Consider the following 24,751-nt stretch of genomic DNA (forward strand, 5'->3'; position numbering starts at 1 on the left):
ATGCTCTTACGAATAACAGTGGAGAATTTTGCGCTCATTGATCGTTTGGAGTTGAATTTTGAGGATGGATTCACCATTCTTACGGGAGAGACCGGAGCAGGAAAGTCCATTCTGATTGATTCAATCAACTTTGTGCTTGGCGAAAAATTCAGCAAGGAATTTATTAGGACGGGTTCCGACAGGACTTTTGTCGAGGCTGTATTTACCCTTGAAGATAGTATGAAAGACCTTCTCGAAGCTCAGGACATACCTTTTGATGATTTGGTGGTGTTTTCCAGAGAGACATTCATGCAAGGCAGAAATCTTGCGAAAATCAATGGGAAAACGGTGCTTCTAAACGTTCTAAAAGAGGTTGGAAAAGAACTTTTGGACATTCATGGTCAGCATAACAATCAGAATCTGCTCGATGTGTCAAAACATCTGTCCTATCTGGATAGTTTTATTGATCTGGAAAAAGAGCCTGTGTATAGAAGGTATTTGGACGAGTTTCATAAATTCCAAGGGCTAAAGGATAGGCTTTCAAAGCTCATGGGAAGCAGAGACAGAGAAAAACTCATGGATTATTTGAAGTTTCAGATTGAAGACCTGGAAAAGGGAAAGCTCAATCTTCATGAAGAGAAAGAGCTGATGGAAAAATTCTCCATGCTCAGCCATGCAGAAAAGATTTCAACGGGTCTTACCAAAGCCTATGAACTTATGGATAATGAGAATGGCGTGCTGGAATCCCTGACCGCAGCAATACAGAGCCTGAAAAGCATAGCGAAGCATTTTGAAAAAGCTGAAGCTCCTTTGGACAATCTGGAAAATGCCTATTATTTATTACAAGAAGCTTACCGTGATATCGCTGGATTCCGTGACATCGTTTATTATGATCAGGATGAACTCAATACAATCAATGAAAGATTATTTGTATACAGCACTTATAAAAAGAAGTATGGGGAAACCATAGAAGAGGTTCTCCGGCATTATGAGAAAATCAGACAGGAATATGAGGACCTGAAAGATGCGGATGAGATTATTCTCAAAACCCGTAAAGAGATTGATGCACAGAAAAAAATACTTTTTATGGCTGGAAAAGAACTGCATGATAAAAGGGTCTCAGGAGGAAAAGCTCTCTCAAAAAAGATCAATGAGGAACTTAAGTTCATTGGGCTGGAGAAGGCTGAGTTCGCTGTTTCTGTTGTGGAGACAGAGGAAATCCATGAGTATGGAACCGACGATGTGAGTTTTCTGATTTCCACCAATATTGGTGAGCCTAAGAAAGCACTGGAAAAGATTGTTTCCGGAGGAGAACTCTCAAGAATTATGCTGGCCATGAAAGTTGCATTTATGGAGAAGGATAAGACTCCATCTGTTATTTTTGATGAAATTGACACAGGAATCAGCGGTCGAATCGCAGAGGCCGTTGGAGAAAAAATGTATTCATTATCTAAGAGATTCCAGGTCTTCTGTGTAACACATCTTCCACAGATTGCAGCGTTTTCGGATCATCATCTGGTGGTGTCCAAACATGAAGAAAAGAAGAGAACATTCACCAGAGTGGAAAAACTGAATCTTCAGGGAAAAACCATGGAGCTTGCAAAAATGATTGGTGGTTCAAAAATATCAGATCCACAGCTCAAGAATGCGGAAGACACCATCGATAAAACAGAAATACTGAAGAAAAAGTATTTTCTTTGAAAACGATGCGATGTGAAGTATAATTTGTTTAGTATAAACGAATCTCAAGGATTAAAGAGGTGAACTATGAAAAAATTGATAAAAATACTCATAGCAGATGACAATGCGGATATGAGTGCTCTACTGAATGAGTTCTTAAGTAATGACCCGGAACTTCTTGTGGTAGGGGTTGCAAAAAATGGTATAGAGACATTGGAAATCATGCAGCAGAAAAAACCAGATGTGCTTCTTTTGGATATCATCATGCCTGAACTTGACGGGCTTGGTGTTTTGGAATCCTTGAAGAATATGGAAGACAGACCTGTCATCATCGTCTATTCCGCCATCTCCCATGATAAAGTCACAAATACCGCCATTACACTTGGCGCGGATTATTACATGGTGAAAGGAATTGACCTGAAGCAAATCAAAAAAAGAATCAAAAGTTATTTTCATGAATCCCAGGAGGAAATCATGAAATCACAGGATATGAAGTCCGGCGATTTTCAAGAAGATGGCATGGAGAAAAAGGATCTTGCGACGGAGCTTTCTTCCATTTTGCAGGAAGCTGGCATACTGCCTCATATCAAGGGGTACAGCTATCTAAGAGAAGCCATCATTGAAGTGATAGACAACGTAGAACTGTTGTCTGCAGTGACCAAAGAACTTTATCCGAATATCGCTGCAAAGTTCAACACCACTTCATCCCGTGTGGAACGTGCCATCAGACATTCCATCGAGGTATCCTGGAATAAAGGACAGCTTGAAAACCTGAACAAGATTCAGGGATTTACGGTGAATTTCGAAAAAGGGAAACCAACAAATTCAGAATTTATTGCGCTGATCAGCGACAAGTTTCGACTGGAGAAAGGCCAGGGAGATGAATAAAGGCTCCAGCAATTGTGAATAATATTATAACTTTACATAATATTTCTGTTGTGATCCCTGGAGATACTTATCATTATGAGCGTTTTGTAGTAGAATAGAGATGCAGCAGACACTGCTGACAACCGTTTTGAGACCCCGGATAACTCCCAGGGTCTTTTTCTATCACTGAAGATAAGGAGTTACAAATGTTGTTTCGAGAAGACACAATTTCAAAAGAGGAATTATACAGCGGAAAAATTATTTCCCTTGAAACCCACCAGGTAGAACTAATTGATGGGAAGAGCGCTTTCAGGGAAATCGTCAGACATCCTGGAGGAGTCTGCATATTGGCTAGAGATGAGGAAGGGAGAATTCTGTTAGTGAAGCAGTTTAGAAAACCTATGGAAGAAGCCTATTTGGAACTTCCTGCAGGCAAACTGGAGAAGGATCTGACCCCTTATGAGAATGCCTTGAAAGAGCTAGAGGAAGAGACAGGATATAAATGCAGCACACTAAAAAGTCTGGGGGCTTTTGCCACCTCACCAGGATACAGCGACGAACTCATACATCTGTTCGTAGCAGAAGGTCTTACCTTGGGTAAAATCGGTGGAGACGATGATGAGTTTATTGACCTTGTGAGACTCACAGATGAGGAGTTTCAAGATGGAATTGAGACGGGAAAAATCAAGGATCTTAAAACCGTAGCTTGTTATACATTGGGAAAACAGTATGAAGCAAAACTATCTGAGTGAATATATTGACGAACTGAGAACAAAAGAAAAGTCTGAAAATACAGTAGATGCCTATAGGCGGGATTTGATCCATCTTCTTTCTTTTCTGGAAGAAGAAGAACTAAGTTTTGAAGACTTCAATGAGATTGAAGTATCAAATTTCATTGGTTATCTGCTGGATTTAAACATGTCCAGAGCCACCATCGCCCGTCATTTGGTCTCTATCCGTAATTTTTATAAGTATCTGAGAAAAAAGAACAAAGTAAGGGAAGCGCCCATTCTTTACTTTGAACTGCCTGAAATCAAAAGAAATCTTCCGGAACCGCTCAGTGTGGAGGAAGTGGAAGTGATTCTTTCAGCGCCTGATATCAGTACTATGAAGGGAAAGAGGGATAAGGCGATACTGGAAGTGCTTTACGCCACAGGAATCAAAGCATCAGAACTTATAGAGCTCCGGTATCGGGACTTGGATATGGCCCGGGGAAACCTCTCTGTAAAAGGAAAAAAGAACAAGGACCGACTGGTTCCGTTAGGGTCCTTTGCCATGGACAGCATTGAACTGTATTTATCATCGAGGGTGGATCCGGTGGTCGGGGCATCTGTTTTATTCCCCTCCCATCGAGGAGACCAGATGACAAGACAAGGACTTTGGAAAATCCTGAAAGAGTATGCGAGGATTTCTGGATTGTCAGAAAGCATCAACTTGAATACCTTACGTCATTCTTATGCCGTACATATGCTGAGTGGTGGTGCGGACATCACAACACTTTCTCTGCTTCTAGGGCATAATGATATAAAAGCAACTACTATTTACCTGAAGCTTGTGAAGAATAAAAAATTTAAAGAAGTTTATGAGGATGCCCATCCAAGGGCATAGCAAGGAGGAAAAAATGAAAAGAGCAATACTTGTAGTACTGGATTCTGTTGGTATCGGTGAGATGCCAGATGCGGATCAATATGGAGATGTAGGTTCCAACACCCTTGGCAATATCGCAGATCAGGTCGGTGGAATGGAGATTCCTCATCTGGAGAAACTCGGGCTTGGAAACATCGCACCTTTGAAGGGTGTAGCTGTTATGGATACACCAGAAGGCGCTTTCGGGAAGTCCGCAGAACTATCTGTAGGAAAGGATACCGTAACGGGTCACTGGGAAATGTCCGGAGTCATCTTAGAAAAACCCCTGAATACTTATCCAGAAGGATTCTCAAAAGAGATTATGGATGCCTTTGAGTCCAAAATAGGCAGAAAAACCTTGGGAAATGTAGTTGCTTCTGGTACAGAAATCATTGAAAGACTGGGAGATGAACATGTAAAAACCGGATTTCCGATCATTTACACATCTGCAGACTCCGTGTTCCAGATTGCAGCCCACGAAGGGGTCATTCCATTAGATGAACTGTACCGTTACTGTGAGGTTGCCCGTGAAATGCTTGTAGGAGACTGGCAAGTTGGACGCGTCATTGCGAGACCTTTTGTTGGAGAAGATGGTGTTTATACCAGAACTGAAAACAGAAAGGATTTTGCATTGGATCCATTCAATAAGACCATTCTGGAGTACGTTAAGGAAGCTGGACAGAACGTTATGTGCGTTGGTAAAATATCTGATGTTTTCAATAATATCGGGGTGACCCATTCAGTTCATACCAAGAACAACATGCAAGGTGTGGATGAAACACTGAAGTTCATGAAAGAAGATCTTGGAGGCCTACTTTGGACAAACCTGGTAGACTTTGACATGAAGTACGGACATAGAAATGACTATGTTGGCTATTATAATGCCATCAAAGAGTTTGATGAGAGGCTGCCAGAGATTCTGGAAACCATGACAGAGGATGATATTCTGATTCTCACCGCAGACCATGGATGCGACCCAACCACACCTTCCACAGACCATTCAAGAGAGTATATTCCAATCCTTGTATATGGCAAGAATGTAAAGCCTGGGGCAAACCTTGGCGTGAGAAGAACTTTCTCAGACATTGGAAAGACAGTTCTTGAGTATCTCGGGGTTCAGAATGACCTCTATGGAGAGAGTTTCTGGTCAGATATCAAAGCGTAGAACATTTAAAGAATAGGAGTAAAGTTAGATGGATATTAAAAGAATTGATACGATAGTGAATTACCTTAAGGGGAAAATAAGCTATACACCTGATGTACTGGTTATTCTGGGTTCAGGACTGGGATCCATGGCGGAGCATGTTGAAAATCCTACAGTTGTAAAATACGAGGATATTCCGGATTTTCTGGTATCTACCGTTGAAGGCCATGCTGGTCAGTTTGTCTTTGGAGACTACAAGGGTAAAAAGGTTGCCATGATGCAAGGCCGCTTCCATTATTATGAAGGATACACGATGAAAGAGGTGACGCTTCCTGTGTTCGTTATGAGACGCCTTGGAGTAAAACATCTGATTGTTACCAATGCGTGTGGTGGAGTCAACCTAGGGTTTACACCTGGAGATCTGATGCTCATCGAGGATCATCTGAATTTCACGGGAAACAATCCACTCATGGGTAGAAATATGGAAGAGTTCGGTCCAAGATTTGCTGATATGTCTAAAGTATATAATAGAGATCTCATGGCCTTGGCGGAGAAAATCGGAAAAGAAGAGCATATTGAGCTGAAACGTGGAGTCTATGCCATGTATACAGGTCCCAGCTACGAGACTCCTGCAGAAATCAGAGCTTATAGAACACTGGGAGCAGATGCCATTGGTATGTCTACCGTGCCAGAAGCCATCGTGGCCAACTATTCAGGAATGAAAGTGCTCGGTGTCAGTTGCATTACAAACATGGCAGCAGGCGTTCTGGATCAGCCGCTCAATCATGAAGAGGTCATTGAGGTTTCCGCTAAAGTGAGAGGAAGCTTCACCACCCTGATTTCCAGAGTTATAGAGGAGATGTAGAATATATGCATATGCTGGATTTGATTGACAAGAAGAAAAAAGGAAAGAGATTAAGCAAAGAAGAAATTTATTACATAGTTCAGGGATATACCGAAGGCGAGATTCCGGACTATCAGATTTCAGCACTTCTTATGGCTATTTATTTCCAGGGGATGGATGCAGAAGAGACCAGGATGCTGACCATGGCCATGGTGGAGTCAGGGGATCAGATTGATCTGTCTGCTATTGAAGGCGTAAAGGTTGACAAGCACTCCACAGGCGGAGTTGGAGATAAAGTAAGTCTTGTAGTGATTCCGCTGGTTGCATCATTAGGCATTCCAGTGGCAAAGATGTCCGGAAGAGGTCTCGGCCATACTGGAGGAACCATCGATAAACTGGAGAGCATCGAAGGTTTTGACATCAGTCTTTCCATGGAGAAGTTCATGGAGAACGTCAATACCTATAAAATGGCGATTGTTGGACAGACTGGAGATCTTACTCCAGCAGACAAGAAGCTGTATGCGCTTCGTGACGTGACTGCTACAGTGGACAGCATTCCGCTCATCGCCAGCTCCATCATGAGCAAAAAGATCGCATCGGGTTCTGATGCCATTGTTCTTGATGTAAAAGTCGGAAATGGCGCATTTATGAAAACCCTTGATGATGCAAGAGCTCTGGCGAAAGCGATGGTTTCTATTGGTAGAGGCCTCGGAAGAGAAACTGTGGCTGTGCTCACCAATATGAATGAGCCACTGGGTAAAGAAGTGGGCAATGCCAATGAAGTCAGGGAAGCCATAAAAACACTGAAAGGTGAAGGCATGCAGGATCTTGTGAATGTCAGTGTGACCATTGCAGGACATATGGCTGTGTTAGGCGGAGCATTTGACGCCATTGAAGATGCCGAGAAAGCCATCCGTGAGAACATGAAGAACGGAAAAGCCTTGGAAATGCTGAAGACGCTAGTAAAGATACAGGGAGGAAATGTTTCTCAGATTGAGAATCCGGACTTGCTTCCCACAGCAAAGATCAGTGTGCCTGTCATTGCAAAGAAGAAGGGGTTTGTGCATGAAATTAAGGCAGAAGAGATCGGCACTTCGGCAATGCTTCTAGGCGCAGGAAGAGAAACCAAGGAAGATGTCATCGATTATGCAGCCGGAATCACATTGCAGAAGAAAGTAGGAGATGAGGTAAATGAAGGAGATGTGCTCTGCACCCTTCTGACCAATCGAGAGAACTATCAGGATGCCTACGACAAGGCTCAGGAGGCCTATGACATAGCAGATGAGAGGCCGGAACACATTCCATTTATTTTGGATGTCATTACGGAAGCGTAATTATGACATAAAAGGATAATCGGGGAGACTTTCATGAAGGAAGTCTCCCGTTTCCTTTCAAGGAAAATTTCTGTATAATAGAAGAGGTTTATTTCAACTGTCTGGGGGATTTTATGGAAAGTTTACAGCTGCAGATTTCAAATTTTGAAGGTCCTTTTGATTTGCTCCTTCATCTTCTGAAAATCAACAAAATGAAAATACAGGAAATCCGTATTTCGGAAATCACCAGCCAATATCTTGCTTATCTCCAAGGTATGAAAGAGCTGGATCTGGAAATTGCCTCAGAGTTTTTACTCATTGCATCGACACTTCTTGAAATCAAGAGCCGTGAGATGCTCCCCAAATATGTGGAAGAAGTGGATGAAGAGGAACTGAAGGAGAAGCTGGTACTTCGTATCGAAGAGTATGAAGCCTTCAAGCTCATGGCGGAGGGTCTTGGTGAGCGCTATGATGAGGATCTTCTTATCTTCACCAAACGCGCCGAAACCATTGTTGGTGATGAGGTGTCTTTGGAAGAGCTGCTTCGGGGAGTCACCATTGATCATTTGTATATCACGTATAAGAGCCTGATGAACAGACAGAAAGAGAAGGTGAACCGAAGCGCTCTAAGAACAAAAATCATGGAGCGAGAAGAATACAAGATCGAGGATAAGATGGAAGAGCTGGAACGGTTGCTCTATGAAAACAGAAGAGTGAATTTTTCCACACTCCTATTTCAGACAAAATCAAAATCGGAATGTATTGTCTTCTTTTTGGCGATTCTTGAACTGTCCAGAAACCATCGGATTCGAGTATCTCAATCAGAAGTTTTCTCGGAAATCATCATAGAGAAAGGAGCAGAACATGGAATCGAATCTCTTTAATAGTACTGGAACGGAAGATCCTATGGATATCAGCTACTTTATCAGTGTCCTGGAGAGTATATTATTTGCTGCAGGTGATGCTGTGAAGAAAAAGGATCTGGTACGGATCATGAAAATACGCATGGAGGATTTGGAGAAGGTCATAACCGCTTATGAAAAGGAGCTGAAGGAAAACCATAGAGGAATCCGACTGCTTGCACTGGAAAACAAACTGCAGCTTGGCACAAAAGAAGCCCATGCTCCTTATCTCAAGGAACTGCTTGGAGTAAATGAGAGACAGAGTTTGTCGAAAGGATCGCTTGAATGCCTATCCATCATAGCTTTCAAGCAACCAGTAACTCGAGTGGATGTGGATGAAATCAGAGGAGTCAACAGTGATTATGTGCTCCAGAAGCTGCAGGAAAAAGGTCTCATTAAAGTGGTGGGCAGAAAAGATGCGCCAGGCAGACCAAAGCTTTATGGAACCACCGATGAGTTCCTGATTCAGTTTGGATTCACATCTCTTAAGGATCTCAAAGAGGAGCATCCATTGCCAGAGAAGTTTGTTGCACTGGATGAGAAAAAGAAAGAACTGGAGAAAGAAGATATAGAACTTTTTGAAGAAGAATAGTTAAACCCCTGAAGATGTATCGTAGTGATTTTCTTCAGGGGTTTTTGTCTCGGTTTATGAGCCTGTGTTTCGGCTTTCTTTATTTCTAAGAGCCTCTTCCATAATCTTTTCCATCTCAGGATAAAAGGAAAGCCTTACAGATGAATAGGATTCAAGAGTTTTGTAATAGTTTTTCGATACATAAGTTGGATGTTTACCTACAACACTTTCCACCATCATACGCATACAGCTCCTGATGACGTCGTTCATTGGAACAGGGGAGTTTATTTCTGTTTCATAGGATGCCAGAACGCAGTCAATATACCGGAGAAGTTTTTCTATATATTCATCCAGGTGTGATTCAAGCGGAATACCGCTGTATAGAGTCTGGTGTTTCATTGAGGCATCTTCCATTCTGTCCTGCAAGTCGTCCAGCAGCTGTAGAAAAGTTCCATAACCAAATGCAAAAGTGGATTCATTGGGGGTGAGTTCGCCTTTGACAAGGCACGCATCGGCTAGAACAGAGGCGCCTCCTTTATAAAAGCTTAATTGGAGTATTTCCTGTGGGGGCACTTCTTTTTTGCTCTGGAGGATGCTTTTTGACTGAGCGTCCTGAATATACCAAAGGCTTTCATAGACGGATGGATACGTATCTCTAGGAAATTCTCTCTCAATATTGTCCAGAAGGGCGCATACTTTAGCTTCGTATGGAGTGGGAGCAGAAACAGGATTCCCCAGTATTTTATCGTATATCATATGATTGAAGGAGGACTTCTCCTTACTGGAAGTATTTGGATCGTCCAGATAATTATCTGTATAGGGATAAAGAAGGCTGTAAGAGAATATGGAGGATGTAAGACAGACTGGCTTATGAAAAAGCAGCTGAAGACAGTTCATAATCCATACATTACGAACAGCCTGAAAAAGATCCTCTGGTTTGAACTCTGGTTCAAATAATTGTGATTTCTCAAAAAAAGCTTCAGTACTTTCCAAAAAGCCAAGATTCATAAACTCCATCAGGAAAGGAGTGGAATAGAGCAGCTTTTCCTGATCCAGCATCTTTGCGGTTTCTTTCAGTTTTACTCTCAACTCATCTTTCTCTTCCTTACTCATTTGTCTGAGTAATTCCTCATTCAAATCCGGAAGTTCTTTTAGAGTCTTTTCCAAAAGCTTTCGAAGCTTACGTTCATGAAGAATCTTCTGTAGAATGGATACTTTCGGAAGTGTCCATTCATCCCAAGGATCACAACTGTGATACGACTCTATTGCATCATGGAGCAGTTTCTCCATGGGTAAATTCCTTGTTTTGGCGCTCATCATCATTCTCCTTCTACTGTTTTTCTTCTTCGTACTGATCTTATGATTACACTTATACCCCATAGAGATGAAAAAATGATTAAAATGATAATCTGATGGTATATATTAATAAATTGAATAAAGTGCCGATAGAAGCAGTATCAGTATTATAACTTAAGGAAGAGGAGACAGGAAATGAAAGGGACATTGGTAAGCATCTGGCTGACAACTTTAACGAGACTGTATGGAGAGAGTCAGAAGAATGAAATTCTGAAAGCCGCAGGGTGGAATCCTCAGAGAATCATTACACCGCTGGAGGAAATTGACGATGCGGAAATAAAAGGGATCATGGAAAATTTTGCAAAAAAGCAAGGGATGAAGATTGAAGACCTCTATCGGACTTTGGGGGTAAATAATGTTCAGTCTTTTAGGGAGTGGTTTCCTTCCTATTTTGAAACAAATTCAGCCATGGGATTCCTGATGATGATGGACACGGTACATGCACAGCTGACGAAAATGATTGCTGGTGCGAAACCACCAAGACTGATACCAGAGCCCATTGACGAGAAGAATTTTTTGATGGTTTATAAATCCACAAGAGGGCTGCACCATTACCTTATGGGACTCATTGAGGGAGTTGGAAATCACTTTGGGGAGAAGATTAGCGCAGAGATTTTAGAAGAGACCAAGGAAGGCGCGGTTCATGTAGTCAAAATTCATCTCTCTTTTGAGAAAACACCAAAAAAAGTGAAGAAATATCCCTTTTCTAGAGTGCTTTCGTTTGGGATGATAAAATCCTTGCCCCTGAAATCAGCCATACTTCCTGCGTTGGTAAGTGCTGCAGCAATATTTGCTGTTCAGGGAACACAAGATCTGGTCCTTCTTGCAGGAATTCCAGTTATGGTTCTTATTTCATCGGCGATGGGGAATCATCTTCTTCTGAAGCCTATGAAGGATATTAAAGAAGAGATTGAAGCCATTAAAGTGCTGGATTTGTCAAAAGAGCTTAAAGTCATCACGGCGGATCAGTTTGAAGGAATCCTAGGGAATCTTTCACAAGCAAAGGAACATCTGAAAGAGGAGTTCACCTACTATAGAGGGGGAATGGATGATCTTTATTCCTTCATCGGTAAGTTCTCAAAGGTTGCTAAAAACCTAGGAGATGTTTCTGAGCTCATCGCAAGCTCTGTGGAAGAAGTGGCAGAAGGAGCACAGCATCAGGCCTCGGAAACAGAAGCATCAGTTAGTATATTGGCAGAGAATATTAAAATCCTCAATGAAATCAGCACACAGGAACTGAATGGGAAAAAATCTCTGGAAGATGCAGTAGAGCAGATTGAAGTGTCTTTTAAAGATCTGGAGAAAGTTTCTGGAAAAATGAACCTGGTAAAGGAGAACTTCTCGAGGGTCAATGAAACAGGGAAAGATCTTGGAACAAAGGTGAAAGACATCATAAGCATTGTTGGAACTGTAGAAAGCATTGCGGAACAGACGAATCTTCTGGCCTTAAATGCATCCATAGAAGCTGCCCGAGCAGGAGAAATGGGACGTGGATTCAGTGTAGTTGCGGAAGAGATCCGAAAGCTCGCTGAAGACTCAAAAGAAGCGGTCAGCACCATCAATACAAATCTGAATGAGTTTATACTTGGTGTGAATGACATGGTATCCAAGGTCAATGATCAATATGGAGAATTGGATGCAGGAACAAAAACCATGGAAAATGTCACAGCGGAAAGCAAGACTGCAACAAAGAGAATTCATGCAGTTTCGGGATCCATCGCAGAAATCTCCAACAAACTGTCTATGGAAACAGAAAAAATCAACCAAGTTTTTGATAATGTACATAAATTAGCGGCGATTGCAGAAGAAAATTCAGCTTCATCTCAGGAAATGAGCGCCAACGTCACAAGTTTTGCGGGGGAAATATCCAAACTCACTGAAAACATAGATGAGCTGGAGAAGGTAGTACTGTTCTTGAAAAATGAACTGAAAAGATATAAGCTATAGAATCCATGAAAACATAAAGTTAAGAAAGCTCAGTGTGATGCACTGGGCTTTCTTCATTACAGCAGAAAGAAGTAGCAATCATATTGTTGAACTTGTTAACATAATATTTATTATGGTTAATGAGTTATTGTCAACTAAAATCGCACTTCATGTTAATATCAAAAATACTGCTTCCTTTCCGGTTAAAGTAATTCTATTTATCAGCAGGAGAAAGAATACAGAAAGAGCTGTAACTGTTATGGATATCCTTTACTGCTATAGAGAAACAGAATATAATGAAAATAATTGAAATAAAACCATGAACATTGATGATCCAATAATGGATGTTTGAAAGAGAGGATAAGTTATGGAAGGCAACCGTGATGATCTGATGAGAGTTATCCAGAGCAAATATGCAAAACTGAGTAAGGGGCAGAAACTGATTGCTGAGTTTATACTGAAGCAGTACGATAAGGCAGCATTTATGACGGCATCCAAGCTTGGTGCAAGTGTAGGGGTTTCTGAATCCACTGTGGTACGATTTGCAAATGAGCTCGGTTATGAAGGATATCCAGAACTTCAGAAATCACTGCAGGATATCGTGAAAGTAAAGCTGACCACTGTTCAGAGACTGGAGCTGACGAACAGTCTAGTCAATACAGAGAATGCGCTGAAAGGTGTTCTGAAGGCGGACATGGAGAATATCCGTGCTACATTGGAGAAGATTAATGAGCAGACTTTTGAGCAGATCATTGATGCGATTTTTGAAGCAAGAAATATTTATATCATAGGCCTTAGAAGTTCAAACACGCTGGCAAATTTCCTTGCCTTTTATCTGAACTTGTTTTTGGATAATGTCCGTTCTATCCATCAAGGGTATAGCGATATTTTTGAACAGATGATCAAACTGAACAAAGACGATCTTGTCATCGGAATTGGTTTTCCGAGATATTCCCAGAAAACCATCGAAGCACTGGATTTTGCGAAAAGCAGAGGTGCAAAGGTTAGCGTCATCACCGACAGCCTGCTGTCACCTTTAGCAGCGCGCGCTGATTATAGTCTCATTGCACAAAGTAATATGGCATCCTTTGTAGACTCTCTTGTAGCTCCTCTCAGCGTCATAAATGCTGTGATTGTTTCTGTTGGTATGAGGAAAAAAGATCAAGTGGGTGAGATTTTCAATACCTTGGAAGAGATCTGGAAGAAGCATGATATCTTCAATTAATCATAGCAAATTTGAAATCCATACTCGTTACCCAAATAACGAAGTATGGATTTTTATATTTTATCCCTTCCTTTCATCTTTTTCTTAATGAAATTTATGAAAATATAATTGGTTCTACAAGGATGTAAAGGTTTTAATAAGAACTTAATAAACTTTTTGTAAGCGGGTGAAAAACAGCGGATTTCATTGTAGAATAGACATGTAAGACTAATCACCACTATTACGGAAAACAAATTTGGGGGTAAAAAAATGGCAAGTACAATGCTTAGCTCAACAGAGTACATTGAGAAGATCATTAATGATGTAAAGGCAAAAAATGGTCATGAACCAGAGTTTATTCAGACTGTAGAAGAAGTTCTTCCTACACTGAAGCCAGTTCTTGATAAGTTCCCAGAATATATGAAGATGAATCTTCTTGGTAGGTTCGTTGAACCTGAAAGAATGATTATGTTCAAAGTCTCATGGGAAGATGACAATGGTCATGTTCAGGTCAACAGAGGGTATAGAGTACAGTTTAATGGTGTGATTGGGCCATACAAAGGCGGACTCAGATTCCATCCATCTGTAACACTCTCCATTATGAAATTCCTTGCTTTTGAGCAAACATTAAAGAACTCTCTGACAGGACTTCCGATTGGTGGAGGTAAGGGTGGTTCTGACTTTGATCCAAGAGGAAAATCAGACAGTGAAATTTTAAGATTCTGCCAGAGCTTCATGACAGAACTTTATAGACATATTGGACCAGATGTGGACGTTCCAGCTGGAGATATCGGAGTAGGTGCTAGAGAAATCGGTTATCTTTTCGGTATGTACAGAAGAATCCGTGGCGCATTTGAAAATGGAGTCTTCACAGGAAAAGGAATTCCATATGGTGGATCACTTATCCGTCCAGAAGCTACTGGCTTCGGTATTGTATATTTCTGTAACGAGATTCTCGAACACCTGGGCGATAAGATGGTTGGCAAAACCATCGCTGCATCCGGTTTCGGAAATGTTACCTGGGGCGTTTGTATGAAAGCAACAGAACTCGGGGCTAAGGTTGTTACTCTATCCGGTCCGGATGGATATATTTACGATCCAGATGGTGTAAGCACACCTGAAAAAATCAACTATCTTGTTGAAATGAGAAACTCAGGAAGAGACAAGGTGAAAGACTATGCAGACAAGTTCGGTGTGGAGTTCTTTGCAGGTGAAAAGCCATGGGGCAGAAAAGTAGACATCATAATGCCTTGTGCAACTCAGAATGACATTCACATTGAACATGCAAAGATGATTACAGACAATGCAATCAAGTATGTTTGTGAAGGCGCAAATATGCCATGCACCAACGAAGCTGTAACGCACTTCTTGAACAGCGGAGTTGTAGTTGGGCCATCCAAGGCTGCCAACGCTGGTGGTGTATCTGTATCCGCTCTTGAAATGTCACAGAACAGCATGAGACTTTCCTGGACAGAAGAAGAAGTGGATGCAAAGCTTCATCAGATTATGAAAAATATTCATAAGAACGCGAAAGAAGCTGCTGAGTTCTACGGTTTCGGATATAATCTGGTTGCTGGTGCCAACATCGCAGGATTTGACAAGGTTGCAAAAGCAATGGTTGCTCAGGGACAGTATTAAAATAGAAGAGTACAGAAGGCTTGCATTATTGCAAGCCTTTCTTTATCATAATGGATGAGGATATTCCGGATTGCGGAATGAATGTGTGAGGATAATATATGAGAGTAATAGTTGTTGGTGGTGGCCCTGCAGGCATAATGGCATCCATACGTGCTGCCGAAAAAGGGCATCAGGTGGTTTTGCTGGAAAGAAATGAGAAAATCGGAAAAAAACTTTTTATCACTGGAAAAGGAAGATGTAATATCACCAATGAAAAGGATATTTCTGAGTTCTTTGAAAATATTCCAAGAAACCCTGAGTTTCTTTATAGCGCATTGTATTCCTACACCAACGAACAGCTGATGGAGTTTTTTAGAAAACGGGGGCTTGTTCTGAAAGTAGAGCGTGGTCACCGTGTGTTTCCAGAATCGGATAAATCCTCTGATGTGATTGACGTGCTTCGGAGAGAACTTTTGAAAAAACATGTGGAAGTGCAGTACCACACCTTGGTAAAAGATGTCATTCTGGAAAGGAACAGAATTCTGAAGCTTGTCACAAACAAAGGCAGTATATCTGGAGATTGGTATATTTTCGCTGGAGGTGGGTGTTCTTATTTTGGCACTGGATCAGACGGAACTCTTCAGAATATTTCCGAACGCATCGGACATTCCGTATACCCAATGGCACCATCACTGATTCCATTAGTTACCAAGGAAACTTTCGTGAAAGATCTTCAAGGGCTAAGTCTTAAGAATGTAAGATTTACGCTGAAGGTGCAGAATAAAGAGGTGTTTACGGATATTGGAGAAATGCTGTTCACTCATTTTGGAGTCAGTGGACCTTTGGTGCTTTCTGCATCTGCTTTTTATAAGCCTGGTCATGTGGAAGGTCTGATTGATCTGAAACCAGGACTTCATGAGAATGCCTTGGATCAGAGGCTTCAAAGAGATTTTCTGAAGTATCAGAATAAAGATTTCAGAAACGCACTGACGGATTTACTTCCATCAAAACTGATTCCTTTTATTATCGAACAGTCTGGTATTGATCCAGAGAAGAAATGCAACAGCATTACAAAAGGGGAACGTCTGAAACTTGTCAGGGTTCTGAAAAACATTCCACTCACAGTGGTAGGAACAAAATCTATAAATGAAGCAATTATCACCAGGGGCGGTGTGGTGACAAAGGAAATCGATCCAAGCTCCATGAAATCGAAAATTATCGATAATCTCTCTTTCGCTGGAGAAATGATTGATGTGGATGCTGTGACAGGTGGATTCAACCTTCAGATTGCTTTCTCAACAGGTTTTCTGGCAGGTGATTCCATATGATTGCAATCAGAGGTGCTACAACAATTGATACGGATACACCGGTAAAAATAAAGGAAGCGACAGTTGAACTCATGCGTGAACTCATAGCTCAAAATGGCCTGAAACCAGAAAAAATGATTTCGGTTCTTTTTACGGCAACTAAGGATATTTGTTCAGCATATCCTGGAAAATACTTGAGAGAAGAGCTTGGCATCACAGATGTGCCTATCCTTCACTTTCAGGAAATGGATGTTCAGGGGGCTTTAGGATTGTGCATTCGAGTCATGATACATTATGACGCTTCAGTCCCAGGGACTTCTGTATATCTTCGGAAAGCGAAGTCTTTGAGGCCGGATCTAGCGGGGGCCGCAGAGGATAGTCAACGATAGAAATGAAAGAGAATCTCATTGTACTCTATAGAATTTGTAGCTAATTTTCATGAAATAGAGTATAATATGGAAGGTAATGTTTAGATACGTTGAAATTTATTCGCAAGTTTCGAATAAAATTATGAATATATGTTGAAAGACTTTTTATCACTTGTCTATTTATGATATAATTCATAATGTCAAGAGTACGGTGATTATAAAAGGAGCAAAATGAGAGAAATTATTAGAGCCAATAACTCTGGATTTTGTTTTGGCGTAGAACGTGCAGTAAATCAGTCCTTTGATTTTGTGAGTCCTCAAGGTAGAGTAGTCACACTGGGGCCATTGATTCATAACAAGGATGTGACGCAAAAACTTGCAAATAAAGGAATTCATGAGATTTCAATGGAAGATATTCCAAGTCTGATGAAGGAAGATACGGTCATAATTAGAACACATGGCGTTGCCATGGCGGTCTATGATGAGCTTAAGGAGCAAGGGGTTTCCATTGTGGATTTGACTTGCCCTTATGTGATAAATATTCAGAAGAAGGTCAAATTGCACCATGATAAAGGGTATAAGATTGTAATTCTTGGCGATGCACACCATCCAGAAGTCGTCGGGATCAACGGATACTGTAATAACAGTGCTTATATCACTAGAAGTGGAGAAATTGATTTTCCGATGAAAGGTAAAATCTGCGTAGTTGCTCAAACTACGGAAAAACAATCGAACTGGGTGAAGCTGATTACAAATATAGCTGAAACTGCCAAAGAGTTTGTTGCTTTCAATACCATTTGCAAAGCAACGGAGGACAGACAAAAGTCTGCTGAAGAGATTTCCAAGGAAGTGGATGCTATGATTGTCATCGGAGGATATACCAGTTCTAATACCACAAAACTCTACGAGATATGCAAAAAAAACTGTCCAATGACTTTTCATATTGAAAATGCAGGAGAATTGGACGGAATCAAAGAAAAAATTAAAAATGCAGTGAGAGTAGGGATCACTGCGGGTGCATCCACACCAGAATGGATAATTAAGGAGGCAATGGAAAACTTATGATGGATAATCAAAACATCGAAAACAACGAAAATGAAATGTCAATGCAGGATCTGATGGATCTTTATGACAAGCCAGTAAGAATTGGCCAGATCATCAAAGGAAAAATCATCCAGCTAGACGATAAAGAAGCTATAGTAGCACTTGTAGGAGCCAGCCATGATGGTAAGCTTGTCATCGAAGAAGCTACCGTAGATTCTGAAGGAAATCTGACAGAAGTTCTTGAACTTGGTCAGGAAATTGAAGCTAAGGTTATCAGAAGACCACAGGAAAATGATTCCTTCTTTATCCTTTCTATGGTAGAAATGCACAGAGAAGAAGCGATAAGAGACCTTAGAGCAGCCCACGAAAACAATGAGACTGTCAAAGTCAAGGTGAAGGATGCTGTTAAGGGTGGTGTAGTGGCTACGTACCTTGGACAGAGAGTCTTTATCCCTGCTTCACATCTTGAACTGCACTCAGTGAATGATCTTTCTGTTTACAAGGATCAGGATCTGGATGTTAATGTCATTGAGATTGAAGAAAAGAGAGGCACAACTAGAGTGGTTGCTTCCAGAAGAAAGAAGCTTCAGGAAGACAGAGTCGCACAGGAGGCAAGTGCTTGGGAGAACTTTGAAGTAGGACAGGTACTGGAAGGACATGTGGAGAGGCTTACCGATTTCGGTGCATTTGTCAACGTAAATGGTGTTGATGGACTTCTTCATGTTTCTGAAATTTCCTATGGTAAAGTTGGAAAGCCAAGTGATGTTCTGAAGGTTGGAGATGAGCTGAAGGTGAAGATCATCGCTCTAGACAACGAGAAGAAGAGACTTTCACTCAGCTTGAAGGCTCTTCAGGAAAATCCATGGACAAGAATTGAAGAGAAGTACCCAGAAGGAAGCGTTGTATTAGGCAAGGTTGTCAGATTTACAGACTTTGGTGCATTCATTGAGCTGGAACCTGGCGTGGATGGACTTGCGCATATTTCACAGCTTTCTCATCAGAGAGTAGAATCACCTTCAGAAGTGCTGACCATTGGTGAAACCATCAAGGTAAAGATTCTTGATTCTTCAGAAGAAAACAAGAAGGTATCTTTAAGCATCAAAGCAATAGAGTCTTAAGATTTCTAACTCAAAACCCCGGTTTATCCGGGGTTTTTTTAGTTTTACAGGATTTTCTTCCTGAATCATGTTAAAATGTTGTCATTAGGGTATGGGAGGAAAGAAAATGAACATTAAAAAAGAAACCAGAAACATGATTTTCAGTGCTTTATTTTTAACTTTAGCAGTGCTTATTCAGATTTTGGGTAAGAATATTCCGCAGATCAATCAATTTTTTGTTGGACCCATGGTGAATGCTATTTTGCTTCTTACTGTATATTTTGCGGGATTAAAATGGGCAATTCTCATTGGTGTTTTGACACCTGTACTAGCATTTTTCTCTGGTGTTCTTGCGGTACCCATGGCACCATTTATTCCGTTTATTGCAGCAGGCAATCTTCTTTACAGCAGTATTTTTGCTCTTCTGAAGGACCGAAAATCTGGAGAATTCATTGGATTTATGCTGGCGAGTGTACTGAAGTTCATTTTCCTTTTTGTCAGTGCAACCCGGCTGATTGATCTCTTTGCCATTGGAATCCCAGAGCCAGTAAAAGCAAAACTTGCAGTTGCCATGGGGGTGCCTCAGCTTCTCACGGCCATGGCTGGAGGATTCATTGCGGTGGCTCTTTATAAAATGCTCAAGACAAGACTCCGTGCAGCGTTTTAATCTTCAAGCTGAGAGATGGCCTCAATTCGATTCACATGACATTAAGTGTGTCGAATGATAGCATATGTTTTGCAAGCTATGATATAATTATCATACTTCAGTAAAGAATTCTTACAAGCAAGGAGTTGAAGTATGTATAAAGCGTTGCCACTTCGTGCCAAGGATCTACAATATTACAAAAAAGAACTGCTGAAATACAGAGAGTTCAATGACCTGAATGAGAATCTTTATGATAGATATATGAAGAGTTCTTTATTCAATAAAATACAGTACCGCTCTGGAACAAGAATCATCTGCTATCATGAGGATCCAGTATTGATCCTCTGGTCAGAAACAAGAAATTATAATGTGAAAATGAGAAGTATTGTTCCATTAAAGTCGTTTGCTGAGTTAAAGACACAACCGCTGGCTCAGGTAATGGATGCTTTTTTGGAATCTCTTCCCATTCATTTGGACATCCATCAATTTGAGTACACCACCATAGACAATGAAGAAAACCATATACTTTTGACGGAGATGGGATTCACTTACAGAAAAGGACTTCTGAGGATGAAAAGAAAACTGGATCTTCCGCCGAAAGTTTCACGGGAGGTCGAAATAAAGAGGTTTCAGATAGAAGATGTGAAAGCCAGGGTGGAACTGCAGAATCAGATATTCGATAACAAATATCGGGTGCCATTGTCCGTTACGGATGTTCTTCTTGAAATCTCCAAAAGAACCTATATCCCTGAACTCAGTTTTTTTCTGGTAGAAGAAGGTCAGTATGTGGGCTATGGTCAGATCAATCGGCAGGAGGACTGCTACTTTCTTGTAAACTTTGGTATTGCACCGGACTTTAGAGGAAAAGGAAGATCCAGAGATTTTCTCTATGCAATCCTGTCTAGGGCAAAGGAGCTTGATATTCAGGAGATTTATCTGGATGTCAATGAAGACAACTTCAGAGCCAAGGAGCTTTATCTTTCTTCAGGTTTTCAGGAAGAAAAGAGTACATGTACATGGTTATATTACATAAAATAACAGACGGTCTATTTGTTAGACCGTCTGTTGTTTTATTTCGTATTATATTCTTCAATAGCTAGTTTTAAGATTTCTACGGCAAGTGAGAGATCTTCCTGATTGATACAGTAGGAAAGCCGCACTTCTTTTACACCGAGTCCTTTTGTGAGATAGAAACCTTCGGCAGGGGCCATCATAATGGTGGTGTTCTTATAGCTGAAATTTTCCAGTATCCACATACAGAAGTCTTCCGCATTATCAATGGGAAGCTCAATCATCATGTAGAAGGCGCCAGTTGGCTTCTTTACTTTTACATGAGGAATCTTAGAAATGCCTTCGAAAAGAATGTCTCTTCGTTCCTGATATTCTTTTTTCACGGCCTCGAAATACGACTTTGGAGTTTCGTAAAGTGCAGCCGCTGCTACCTGTTCCAGTGTGGGGGCACAGAGCCTTGACTGAGCAAGTTTCATCATCGCTTGGATAATGGTTTTGTTTCTGGAAGCCACAAGCCCAATTCTCGCACCACATGCGCTGTAGCGCTTGCTGATAGAGTCAATGAGCACCACACGGTCCTCAATTTCGGGAATATCCATTGGGGAATGGACTTCAAGGCCATCATAGACAAACTCTCTATAGACTTCATCTGAAATGAGATATAAATCATATTTTAGACAAAGATCTGCAAGCATACGGATTTCTTCCTTGCTGTATATGGTACCAGTTGGATTGGATGGGCTTGAGATAAGGATGGCTCTTGTTTTCTCTGTAATAAGACTTTCCATCGTTTCCATCTTTGGCAAATGAAATCCATCATCACCGTAGGTTGTAATTGGTCGAACTTTACAGCCTACGATATCTGTAAAAGAAGAGTAGTTGGTGTAAAAAGGTTCTGGAATGAGCACTTCCTCATCAGGGTTCAGCAAAGAGAAAAGCGCAAACTGAAGAGCTTCTGATCCTCCATTGGTGATGATGAGGTTCTCTTCTGTAAACTCAATACCATAATCCTTATAGTACCGTATAAATGATTCGAGTAAGACGGCTTCACCTCTAGATTCTGAGTATTTTAGCACCTTCTCATCAAATTTCTTTATGGTCTCCATAAACTGAGGAGGGGTTTCAATATCAGGCTGTCCAATATTAAGACCCAGAACCTTCAGCCCCTTTTTGCGGGCTGCCTGAGCGTAGGGGGATAGCTTACGGATGGGAGAAAACTTCATCTCGTTGATTCTATTTGATAAGTTCATGTTTTGATCTCCATTCTTTTTTTTATTTATTATACAGGAATCAGTAGTATTTATTAAGTACTTCTGCCAGCCTTCTGATGCCAATTTCGATCATTTCCTCTGGCATGCAAGAATAATTGAGGCGCATATAATTTTTCTTGTCTCCGCTGGCAAAAAAAGATGCACCGGGCACAAAAGCGACATTTCTCGCCAATGCCTCTTCCATGATGAGTTTCGTATCCATGGTCTCTTTTACTTTCACCCAAGTGAACAATCCGCCTTTTGAATCTGTAAAGGTGATGTCTTTATGAAAAGAAGATCTCATAGCATGGATCATCACATCTCTTCTTTTTTTATACACCTTCTTGATCAGCTCAATATGTTCATCCAGATTATACTGCAGCATATAACGGGCAGCAATTCTTTGGTCCAATGACGAAGTCTGAAGATCTGACCCTTGCTTGATCTGTATAAATTTGTGAATAATTTTTGGATGTCCCACAACCCAGCCGATTCTAATTCCTGGTGTAAATGTCTTGGAAAAGGTGCCAAGATAAATAACGCGTCCCTCAGTATCCATAGATTTTAGTGGAGGAAGCTGATTTCCTTCAAGGACCAGCTCCGCGTATGGCGCATCTTCAATGACAATGAGATCATACTGGTTTGCAAGGCTCAGAAGCCGTTTCCTCTTTTCCAGAGACATCGTAATTCCAGACGGATTCTGGAAATCTGGTATGGTATACAGGAATTTCGCTTTTAATCCACCTTTCAGATGTTCTTCTAACAAATCCAGATCCATGCCATCCTCTTCTAATGGAATCTCAACATAGGAAGGAGCATAAGCCAGGAAAGCATTGAGTGCACCCAGATAGGTAGGAGACTCTACAATTATCTGATCGCCTTCATTGATAAGAAGTTTTCCAGTGAAATCCAGTGCCTGCTGTGAACCGGATGTGATGAAAATTTCATCTAAAGTTGCATGGATGCCCACCTTTTCAAGTCTTTGCTTTAGAATAACTTCCCTTAAATCATTGAACCCTTCGGTGGTACTATACTGCAATGCTGTTTTTCCCTCCTGAAGAATCACTTCTTTACTGATTTCTGCAAGTGATTCCAATGGAAAAAGCTCTGCAGCAGGAAGTCCTCCTGCAAATGATATGATTTCTGGTCGTGCGGTCAATTTCAGCAGCTCTCTGATTTCGGAAGCTTTGATCCGGTTTGCTCTTTCTGAAAATTCCACGTTCATCACAACACCCCCCAATTTTGTTACAGAACTAGTATAAACGTTTTCATTAATTCAATCAATAATGACAATATATTAACAAAAAGTCATATCGTGCTACAATTTAATGAAATTTAGCGAATTATTATTGGATTTGTTGACCATTTATGAATTCATGGGATATGTCCAGACTACTTTTATTTAATTGCTATTTTAGCTATAATAGAACTGTTGTGTAAAGCAGAGAACGATTCTTATGAAAGAAAATGTTCTTTTTGATGTATGAAAATAGAAAAGGGGAATATAGATTTGAGCAAGAAATACCTGATTGAAACCTGGGGATGCCAGATGAATGAGGAAGATTCCGAGAAACTTGCAGGAATGCTCCGAAGCATGGGGTATGAGTCCACCATGTTTAGAAATAAAGCGGATGTGATCATCTTCAATACCTGCGCAGTGCGTGAGAATGCAGAGCTGAAAGTGTATGGGAATATTGGTGCTTTAAAAGCGCTGAAGCGTGAGAATCCAGATATGATACTCGCGGTCTGCGGATGTATGATGCAGCAAAAAGGAATGCCAGAAGAGATTTTAAGAAAGTATAAACATGTGGATATTGTCTTCGGTACCCATAATGCCCATAAGTTTCCTGAGTATCTGGAAAGAGCCAAAACGGAGAATGCTCAGATTTGTGAAATCTACGAAAAGGAAACAGAAATTGTTGAAGGTATTCCAATTGTTAGAGATTCAAGTGTAAAAGCATTTGTGACCATCACTTATGGCTGCGATAATTTCTGCACCTTCTGTGTGGTTCCCTATGTGCGAGGAAGAGAACGTTCCAGAAAACCAGAGGATATTCTTTCTGAAGTCAGAGATCTTGTATCCAAGGGATATAAAGAAGTGACCCTGCTGGGCCAAAATGTGAACTCCTATGGATACAATCTGGAAGAGAAAGTCACCTTTTCCGAACTGCTCAGAATGGTGAATGACGTGGAGGGCTTAGAAAGAATCCGGTTCATGTCTCCACACCCCAAGGATTTAAAAGAGGACGTTATTCTAGCGGTGAGAGACTGTGAAAAAGTGGTGGAGCAGATTCATCTGCCGGTGCAGAGCGGATCCACTGCGCTCCTGAAGCGAATGAACAGAAACTACACAAGAGAAAATTATCTGGATATCGTGAAGAAAATCAAAGAGGCTATTCCTGGAGTTGCGTTGACTACGGATATCATCATTGGATTCCCAGGAGAGACTGAAGAAGATTTTATGGAAACATTGAGACTTGTGGAAGAAGTGAAATATGACTCAGCCTTTACCTTTATTTATTCCAGAAGAAAATATACACCTGCAGACAGAATGAAAGACCAGGTGCCTGAAGATGTGAAACATGAAAGATTCAATCGCCTTGTGGAGGCGGTGAACAAGAATTCCATAGAAATCAACAAGAGTTACCAGGATCAGGTGGTTGAGATTCTCGTGGAGGGAAAGAGCAAGAACAACGATGAATACCTTCAGGGCAGAACTCGGACAGGAAAAACGGTAAACTTCCCGGGAGACGAGGTCCTTGTGGGAAAACTGGTTCAAGTGAAAATTACCAAAGCCAGATCCTTCAGTTTGATGGGAGAACTGGTTCAGTAAGGCGTAAGAATCTGGAGAAGGTACGGATATGTCAATTCTCCAGATTCTTATTATATTTTTCAAAGGCTTTTTAGTATAATGGAGTGTACAGACTGGTAAACACAGATCAGGTTCAATGATAGATAAAGAAAAAACACCTGACTTTTTTCTTAACGGAGGATTAGAA

The 24,751-nt window shown here is 41.0% G+C and carries 20 protein-coding genes and 1 pseudogene; 18 read left to right on the top strand and 3 right to left on the bottom strand.

From position 1 onward, the window contains the following. From recN to scpB, 9 genes are all read left to right on the top strand, one after another. Nucleotides 1-1,680 carry a DNA repair protein RecN gene (recN, locus tag DEF30_RS06405; protein ID WP_294097484.1) on the top strand — a complete coding sequence of 560 codons (1,680 nt, stop codon included), beginning with the start codon at nucleotides 1-3 and terminating at the stop codon, nucleotides 1,678-1,680. Nucleotides 1,681-1,746: 66 nt separating this feature from the next. Further along, nucleotides 1,747-2,547, top strand: coding sequence for a sporulation transcription factor Spo0A (gene spo0A, locus DEF30_RS06410; protein WP_294097485.1), 801 nt, complete (start codon nucleotides 1,747-1,749; stop codon nucleotides 2,545-2,547). Between the two features lie 185 nt (nucleotides 2,548-2,732). Beyond that, nucleotides 2,733-3,278 carry an NUDIX hydrolase gene (locus DEF30_RS06415; RefSeq protein WP_074909630.1) on the top strand — a complete coding sequence of 182 codons (546 nt, stop codon included), beginning with the start codon at nucleotides 2,733-2,735 and terminating at the stop codon, nucleotides 3,276-3,278. After that, nucleotides 3,256-4,134 (top strand): tyrosine-type recombinase/integrase, encoded by an 879-nt coding sequence (locus DEF30_RS06420; protein WP_294097486.1) that lies wholly within the window; start codon nucleotides 3,256-3,258, stop codon nucleotides 4,132-4,134. Before DEF30_RS06415 ends, DEF30_RS06420 begins: the two co-directional genes overlap by 23 nt. Before the next feature lie 13 nt (nucleotides 4,135-4,147). Then, complete coding sequence (locus tag DEF30_RS06425) at nucleotides 4,148-5,317, top strand: phosphopentomutase (RefSeq protein WP_294097487.1); 1,170 nt, start codon at nucleotides 4,148-4,150, stop codon at nucleotides 5,315-5,317. Nucleotides 5,318-5,345: 28 nt separating this feature from the next. Further along, on the top strand, nucleotides 5,346-6,161 hold the full coding sequence (locus tag DEF30_RS06430; protein WP_294097488.1) for a purine-nucleoside phosphorylase: 816 nt from the start codon (nucleotides 5,346-5,348) through the stop codon (nucleotides 6,159-6,161). 5 nt (nucleotides 6,162-6,166) lie between these two features. After that, on the top strand, nucleotides 6,167-7,474 hold the full coding sequence (locus DEF30_RS06435; RefSeq protein WP_294097489.1) for a pyrimidine-nucleoside phosphorylase: 1,308 nt from the start codon (nucleotides 6,167-6,169) through the stop codon (nucleotides 7,472-7,474). A gap of 113 nt (nucleotides 7,475-7,587) precedes the next feature. Further along, on the top strand, nucleotides 7,588-8,337 hold the full coding sequence (locus DEF30_RS06440) for a segregation/condensation protein A (protein WP_294097490.1): 750 nt from the start codon (nucleotides 7,588-7,590) through the stop codon (nucleotides 8,335-8,337). Beyond that, nucleotides 8,318-8,947: an SMC-Scp complex subunit ScpB gene (gene scpB, locus DEF30_RS06445; RefSeq protein ID WP_294097491.1), complete on the top strand. Its 630-nt coding sequence runs from the start codon at nucleotides 8,318-8,320 to the stop codon at nucleotides 8,945-8,947. The genes DEF30_RS06440 and scpB overlap by 20 nt, the downstream gene beginning before the upstream one ends. A gap of 54 nt (nucleotides 8,948-9,001) precedes the next feature. On the opposite strand, the gene DEF30_RS06450 is transcribed toward scpB, so the two are convergent. Beyond that, nucleotides 9,002-10,216, bottom strand: coding sequence for a hypothetical protein (locus DEF30_RS06450; protein WP_294097492.1), 1,215 nt, complete (start codon nucleotides 10,214-10,216; stop codon nucleotides 9,002-9,004). A gap of 201 nt (nucleotides 10,217-10,417) precedes the next feature. On the opposite strand from DEF30_RS06450, the gene DEF30_RS06455 reads away from it, so the two are divergent. The 8 genes and pseudogenes from DEF30_RS06455 (at nucleotide 10,418) to DEF30_RS06490 (ending at nucleotide 20,529) form a co-directional block, all read left to right on the top strand. Continuing rightward, nucleotides 10,418-12,229: a heme NO-binding domain-containing protein gene (locus DEF30_RS06455; RefSeq protein WP_294097493.1), complete on the top strand. Its 1,812-nt coding sequence runs from the start codon at nucleotides 10,418-10,420 to the stop codon at nucleotides 12,227-12,229. 346 nt (nucleotides 12,230-12,575) lie between these two features. Next, nucleotides 12,576-13,433 (top strand): MurR/RpiR family transcriptional regulator, encoded by an 858-nt coding sequence (locus DEF30_RS06460; RefSeq protein ID WP_031576322.1) that lies wholly within the window; start codon nucleotides 12,576-12,578, stop codon nucleotides 13,431-13,433. A 249-nt stretch (nucleotides 13,434-13,682) separates the two neighbouring features. Continuing rightward, entirely contained in the window at nucleotides 13,683-15,050 is a 1,368-nt protein-coding gene (gdhA, locus tag DEF30_RS06465) for an NADP-specific glutamate dehydrogenase (protein ID WP_294097494.1), read from the top strand. 98 nt (nucleotides 15,051-15,148) lie between these two features. After that, nucleotides 15,149-16,357 (top strand): NAD(P)/FAD-dependent oxidoreductase, encoded by a 1,209-nt coding sequence (locus tag DEF30_RS06470; RefSeq protein WP_294097495.1) that lies wholly within the window; start codon nucleotides 15,149-15,151, stop codon nucleotides 16,355-16,357. Continuing rightward, nucleotides 16,354-16,725, top strand: coding sequence for a chorismate mutase (gene aroH / locus DEF30_RS06475; protein WP_294097496.1), 372 nt, complete (start codon nucleotides 16,354-16,356; stop codon nucleotides 16,723-16,725). The genes DEF30_RS06470 and aroH overlap by 4 nt, the downstream gene beginning before the upstream one ends. A 210-nt stretch (nucleotides 16,726-16,935) precedes the next feature. After that, a pseudogene (locus DEF30_RS06480) lies at nucleotides 16,936-18,866 on the top strand (bifunctional 4-hydroxy-3-methylbut-2-enyl diphosphate reductase/30S ribosomal protein S1). 106 nt (nucleotides 18,867-18,972) lie between these two features. After that, nucleotides 18,973-19,512, top strand: coding sequence for an ECF transporter S component (locus tag DEF30_RS06485; protein WP_294097497.1), 540 nt, complete (start codon nucleotides 18,973-18,975; stop codon nucleotides 19,510-19,512). A 132-nt stretch (nucleotides 19,513-19,644) separates the two neighbouring features. Beyond that, on the top strand, nucleotides 19,645-20,529 hold the full coding sequence (locus tag DEF30_RS06490; protein ID WP_294097498.1) for a GNAT family N-acetyltransferase: 885 nt from the start codon (nucleotides 19,645-19,647) through the stop codon (nucleotides 20,527-20,529). Nucleotides 20,530-20,561: 32 nt separating this feature from the next. On the opposite strand, the gene DEF30_RS06495 is transcribed toward DEF30_RS06490, so the two are convergent. Together DEF30_RS06495 and DEF30_RS06500 are read right to left on the bottom strand one after the other, a co-directional pair. Then, a complete protein-coding gene (locus tag DEF30_RS06495; RefSeq protein ID WP_294097499.1) occupies nucleotides 20,562-21,752 on the bottom strand; it encodes a pyridoxal phosphate-dependent aminotransferase in 1,191 nt (396 codons plus the stop codon). Nucleotides 21,753-21,792: 40 nt separating this feature from the next. Beyond that, nucleotides 21,793-22,977 (bottom strand): PLP-dependent aminotransferase family protein, encoded by a 1,185-nt coding sequence (locus DEF30_RS06500; protein ID WP_294097500.1) that lies wholly within the window; start codon nucleotides 22,975-22,977, stop codon nucleotides 21,793-21,795. Nucleotides 22,978-23,235: 258 nt separating this feature from the next. Here DEF30_RS06500 and miaB point away from each other — a divergent pair, with 258 nt between their 5' ends. Continuing rightward, nucleotides 23,236-24,585 carry a tRNA (N6-isopentenyl adenosine(37)-C2)-methylthiotransferase MiaB gene (miaB, locus tag DEF30_RS06505; RefSeq protein WP_294097501.1) on the top strand — a complete coding sequence of 450 codons (1,350 nt, stop codon included), beginning with the start codon at nucleotides 23,236-23,238 and terminating at the stop codon, nucleotides 24,583-24,585. Nucleotides 24,586-24,751 lie beyond the last annotated feature (166 nt).

Origin of the sequence: Proteiniclasticum sp., from assembly GCF_003514505.1 — a bacterium.
Lineage (GTDB): Bacteria > Bacillota > Clostridia > Clostridiales > Clostridiaceae > Proteiniclasticum.